Origin of the sequence: Dokdonella sp., assembly GCF_039926425.1 — a bacterium.
Taxonomy (GTDB): domain Bacteria; phylum Pseudomonadota; class Gammaproteobacteria; order Xanthomonadales; family Rhodanobacteraceae; genus Dokdonella_A.
This window is the reverse complement of record NZ_JBDSWZ010000242.1, coordinates 1-5,130: the sequence shown is the minus strand read 5'-3', so window position 1 is coordinate 5,130 and position 5,130 is coordinate 1. Positions and strand designations below refer to the sequence as shown.

General features: G+C 61.2%; 4 protein-coding genes. 1 reads left to right on the top strand and 3 read right to left on the bottom strand.

Features of this window, described 5'->3' with window-relative positions; translation table 11 throughout:
* Positions 1-243: 243 nt before the first annotated feature.
* Positions 244-765 (top strand): CHRD domain-containing protein, encoded by a 522-nt coding sequence (locus ABIV12_RS13925; RefSeq protein ID WP_348060317.1) that lies wholly within the window; start codon positions 244-246, stop codon positions 763-765.
* Between the two features lie 390 nt (positions 766-1,155).
* On the opposite strand, the gene ABIV12_RS13920 is transcribed toward ABIV12_RS13925, so the two are convergent.
* From ABIV12_RS13920 to ABIV12_RS13910, 3 genes are all read right to left on the bottom strand, one after another.
* Entirely contained in the window at positions 1,156-2,187 is a 1,032-nt protein-coding gene (locus ABIV12_RS13920; protein ID WP_348060315.1) for a hypothetical protein, read from the bottom strand.
* Between the two features lie 468 nt (positions 2,188-2,655).
* Positions 2,656-3,759 (bottom strand): hypothetical protein, encoded by a 1,104-nt coding sequence (locus ABIV12_RS13915; protein ID WP_348060313.1) that lies wholly within the window; start codon positions 3,757-3,759, stop codon positions 2,656-2,658.
* A gap of 428 nt (positions 3,760-4,187) precedes the next feature.
* On the bottom strand, positions 4,188-5,130 hold a 943-nt coding region (locus tag ABIV12_RS13910; protein WP_348060311.1), incomplete at its 5' end, for an NAD(P)H-quinone oxidoreductase.

Below are 5,130 nucleotides of genomic sequence, written 5' to 3'. Positions count from 1 at the left end.
CGTCAACCGACGCCCGCGAACGAACGCCTCGGCCGCAAGAAGAAGGACGCGGCTTCCCCGCGCGTGCATCGTGTTCAGTGAATCGCCCAGCCGCTTTTGCAATACTTCGCTTGCGCAATGGACACCTCAGACTCTGAGACCAGTTGCAAGAAAAGCGCACTAGGTGACCGGTTTTCGGTTTTCTGGTTTCATCGCCCGATGGTTCAATTGCAGGGAGACCCCGAGATGTCGAACGGCCGATTCATGTCCAGCATCGCGGCGCTGTGTCTTCTTGCCTGTACGTCCCGGGCGGATGCACAGGTCATCTATACGGCCATCCTTTCAGGTGCTGCTGAAGTGCCACCAAACTCCACGACCGGCACAGGATCGGCGACGATCACGTATTTCCCTGAGACATCGATGATGATCGTCTCGATGAATTTCACAGGACTGGCCAGCGGCACCACGTCTGCGCATATCCACTGTTGCACCATGAATGCGGGGGCGGAGAACACAGCTGTTGCGACCGGGGTTCCATCGTTCGCGGGGTTTCCGGCGGGTGTCACCGCAGGAACGTACGCGAACACATTCGACATGTCGCTCGCGAGCAACTACAACCCGAGCTTCGTGACTTCGAGCGGGAGTGTTGCGGCAGCATTGGGCCGCCTGCTGGAGGGCATGGGGAACGGAACGGCCTACATCGACATCCATACCATCCCGTTTCCCGGCGGCGAGATCCGCGGCAATCTGGTCGAACAACCGATCTTCCGTAGCGGTTTCGAGTGATTCAACGCGGGACTCGCGGGCTGCGCGCAAAAAGAGATGCGACGCGGCCAGCGAAATAAAAGGTGAGGTGCTGCTGCGTTCCACCGGAACTCGAAGGACACGGCTGGCAGTTCAAGAAAGCGAATTGGTCAAACGGAAGAGGGTCGCGCACGCGTTGACCCGTCCAGCGAGTTGTAGGCCGCATGGGATGTCGCGCAGTCGGGCGTACCGCTGCACCGTCGAGTGGCGCTTCGTTCGAAGACAGTCGCGTTCAGTGCCTCGACTGTCTCCTTGAACGGGTCCACTCGGGTTGGAGCAACGACCGGGTTTTAACGACGGCTTCGTCAGGTCATCCGTCGAATGAATCGACATTGCGTGGACGAAGTGCAATGCGTCCGGCGCCGCCGACGCCTATTCGTCGAAGCCATTGACGAAGATCGCATCAGTCGGCACCGCGAACGGCGTGCCGGGGCTGCCCGTGCTGATCCCGCCGCCTTCGACCTCATGCGCGAGTGTGGCGTCGCCGATCGCATCATCGTGGAAAACGGCGACGCGGTTGCGCGTCGAATCCGCCGAATTGCCGGAGCTCGCCGCCATCAGCCGATGGAGATACGGGTCGTGGCCGATGCCGGTGAAGTAGTCGCCGGGCGGAAGATCGAGGCCGGTTGAAGCGCCCTCGATCGTATATAGCGGCAACGCGTCTCCGCTGACGCTGTCGTCGAACACCGCGATGCGCCCGTGCACGGTCGGGCTGGTGCCGTCCCATTGCGCTTGCTGCAGCAGGTAGAGGCGATGCGTGGCGGGATCGTGCGCCAGGCTGATCGTGTTGGCCACCTCGGCGCCGGTGATGCGGCGCGTCGGTGGGTCGTCGTAGCCGTCGGTGCGCGCGTGGAACACGATGCGGTCGTATTCGGACACCACGTATTCGTCGGTGTCCGGCAGGTAGCGCAGCGAGAGCGGATTGTTGAGATCGGTCTGACTGCCGCTACCGCCACCCCAGCCGATCATGCGCACTCTGGGCACTGCGTCGCCGTACGCGTGCAGAGGCCAGGTCGCGATGCAGCAGTTGGAAATGATGATGCCGATTTCGTCGTGCGCGAACACCGGCGCGCTCGCGCGCGTCTGGGCCATCACCGGCGGGTTCAACACGCGCAGAGGAGCCACGTTGCCGCGCGCAAACGCTAGATAGACGCGCAACGCCTGGCCCCTGAAATCGGACACGTAGATCACCTGCTCGTTGGGCTCGTACACGCCAAACGCCGGCTCGACCAGCATCGTGACGTCGCCGGCGACCTGCGACGACGGCGTCGCAATCCCCTGCGCATCCGGCTCGAAAAAGTTGATCGCCGGCGCAAAGCCGCCGATCGCCATCTCGGCACGCACATGGGAAACGGCGAGCGTGAACGACGCAAGCAGGGCAGCGGCAGGAAGGGATATGCGCATGACGTGAGTTCCAGTGGAGGCTTCTCATCCATTACGCGAATCGGCAGCGAAACCCCTAATGGGTGGCGACGCATGCGAAGGTCCGCCGACTTCGGGTTCGAACAGCCAGGCGGCCGACCCGCCGATGACGGGCGAGGAAAAAGGAGACGTCGACTCCGGAGACGCAACGTCCAGCCAAGACCTTGATTGCTGCCTTAGGGCGCGGCGAGCCACGTGCGCCTTGTTGGTGGACGTGTTGCAGAATGGGAAGCAGGATCGGAGCGACTATTCCAGAGTGGTAATCTGTTTGTCTACTGAAGATGAAGTAGCAACTGCACTCTGATCTTGTTCCTCACTCCAACTCCGGCTTCGAAACCAGACCATCGAAGCTGAGATCCAATGCGACTCTGCATCGCCTCGCGGCGAGCCTGAATCGATAGAACGAGATACCCGCGGCGATTGCCGCGGGTTTCAACGATGTAACAAACGTCAGTGGCTCGCGGTCACCGAGATCGTACCGAGAACGTGAGTCGTGTCTCCGTGAGGCAGGAAGCGGAATTCATACGTCGAGCCGACGGCAAGATTGTCGCCCGTGCTGTACGTGCTTTGTACCTCGAGAGGGGCCAGCCACGCGCCACCGTTGATGCGGCCTTGCAGATCGAGAGTCTCGTAGCCAGGCGCGCTCCACGAATAATTGAATGGACCCGATGTCTGACCAAGCGGAACGATCACGTGGGTTGGCGTCATGGTGAATGTCGGCGCCGGTGCCGCAATTGCGGTGAACGCTATTTGTCCGAGTACGGTGTTCCCTCCGTGAGGAAGAATTCTGAAGGTATAAGTGGAGCCCAAAGGAAGATTGTCACCATTGTTTCCCGTTGCCGGAATTTGGAGTGGCGTCAGCCAAGCGCCACCGTTGATCCTGCCCTGGAGATCGATCGTTCCGTAACCTGGTGCGTTCCAAGCGTAAGCGAACGAACCGGACGTCTGAGTGGAAGGGACCAATACGTTTGCCGTGGTAGCCGAAGTGGGAACGACGTCGAAGCGCGGCGAGATGGTTATGGCGCCGCCCGGAATTGGCGCGGTGAGGGTGGTGGATGTCGAGCGAGTGGAGAACGTCATGTCGCCGGAGAACTGAGCGCTAAAGGTCAATGTTCCGGTGGCGTTGATCGGAACGGCGAAAGTCGACGTCAAGTGGGTCGATGGCGCAGAGTAGTAATAGAACGTGCAAGCAGTAGCAGGAAGTCCGAGCCCGATGCAAATTTGATCCGTGTAGAGAAGCGGAGATCCTGTGTTGGTATTGGTCGGCGTGACCTGAACGGACCCGATTTGAGTCGCTCCGTTGAAGAACTTGACGGTGCCGCCAATGAGATTCTGGCTGAGATCTGGATTCAGTCGTCGGACGGCGATAGCACCGCCACTCTGCGCCTGAACCGTCGCGTTGAGCGTGATCGTCGTTCCCGGAACTGCAGGGCCGCTAGCCGAAATCGTCGTTGTCGTCGTGTAGTTGTGGAAAGACGGATCAGACAGCGCGAACGCGTCCAAGGAAGCAAGAGAAAACACAGTGCAAAGGCCGCTAGCGACAAATCCTTTCATGTTGGCTCCAAGCCGGGTAACTGGGAATGTAGCGGCACAAGTCTACGTCGCGAATGTTGCAACAAGTGCAATCATCCACAAGTAAACGCATTAACCTGTAAGAAGCTACAGGTCGACCGTGAGTGACCAATCGCCGCTGAGTCATCCGCGGCCGCGCGCGTCCGACGCCAACCCTTCGGGTCAGAGTCGACTTCCGCCCGCGACGTCCCAATTATTTTCGGCAGGCGAGAGCTTCGATTTGAGGCATGGTGGCGTCCTTCAAATACGGACGGTCGCCGTGGCGAGACAACCCGGCGTAGACCCGCCGGGCATTGCGCGGCACGAGTTGCAGTGTCGCAGCGACCAGCGGCGCTTTGCTTTTCGACGGGCGGCTCTCAACGCGATAAACACGATGGTCGCGAGGTCGCGATGGATGAGAACTGCGCGATTCAAGCGAGCCGCGACCAGCGCAGCATGATCTTGCCGATGTGCTCTCCGCTCTCCATCAACGCGTGTGCCTGCGCCGCTTCCGCGGCCGGAAACACCTTGAAGATCACCGGTTGGATCTTGCGCGCCTCGAACAGCGGCCACACGTGCTCGTGAAGAGCGACAGCGATTGCGCCCTTGAAAGCGACGGTGCGTCCACGCAGCATCGAGCCGGTGAGCGTTACGCGTTTGCGCATGATGGTCGATGCATCGACCTGGCCGAGTCGTCCGCCGAGCGTTGCGATGATGACGAGGCGACCCTCGTCGGCGAGGACATTCAACTCGCGCGCCAGGTAATCGCCGGCGACCATGTCGAGGACCACGTCGACGCCGTGACCATCGGTACTTTGCCGGACGACCTCGACGAAGTCTTCTTCGCGATAATTGATCGCGCGCGTTGCGCCCAGTTCTTCGCAGGCAGCGCATTTTGCCGCGCTGCCCGCAGTCGCGTATACCGGATGGCCAAGCGCATGCGCCAGCTGGATGGCGGCGACGCCGATTCCGCTCGAACCGCCTTGCACCAGCAGCGATTCGTGCGCACCTCCTGCACCGCGACCGAGCCGTCCGCGATCGAACACGTTGCTCCACACCGTGAAGTAATTCTCCGGCAACGACGCCGCCTCGATCATTGAAAGCCCGGTCGGAACCGGCAGGCATTGCGCCAGCGGCGCGCTCGCGTACTGCGCATAGCCGCCGCCAGTGAGTAGCGCGCACACGGCATCGCCACGCTTGAGACCGAATGGATTGTCGCCCGACAGATCCCCGCCGACGATGGTGCCGGCCACCTCCAGACCCGGAAGGTCGGACGCGCCCTCCGGCGGCTGATAGTTTCCCTGTCGCTGGAACACATCGGGCCGGTTGACGCCGGAGGCGGCGACTTCGATCACCACTTCGCCCGCAGTGGCA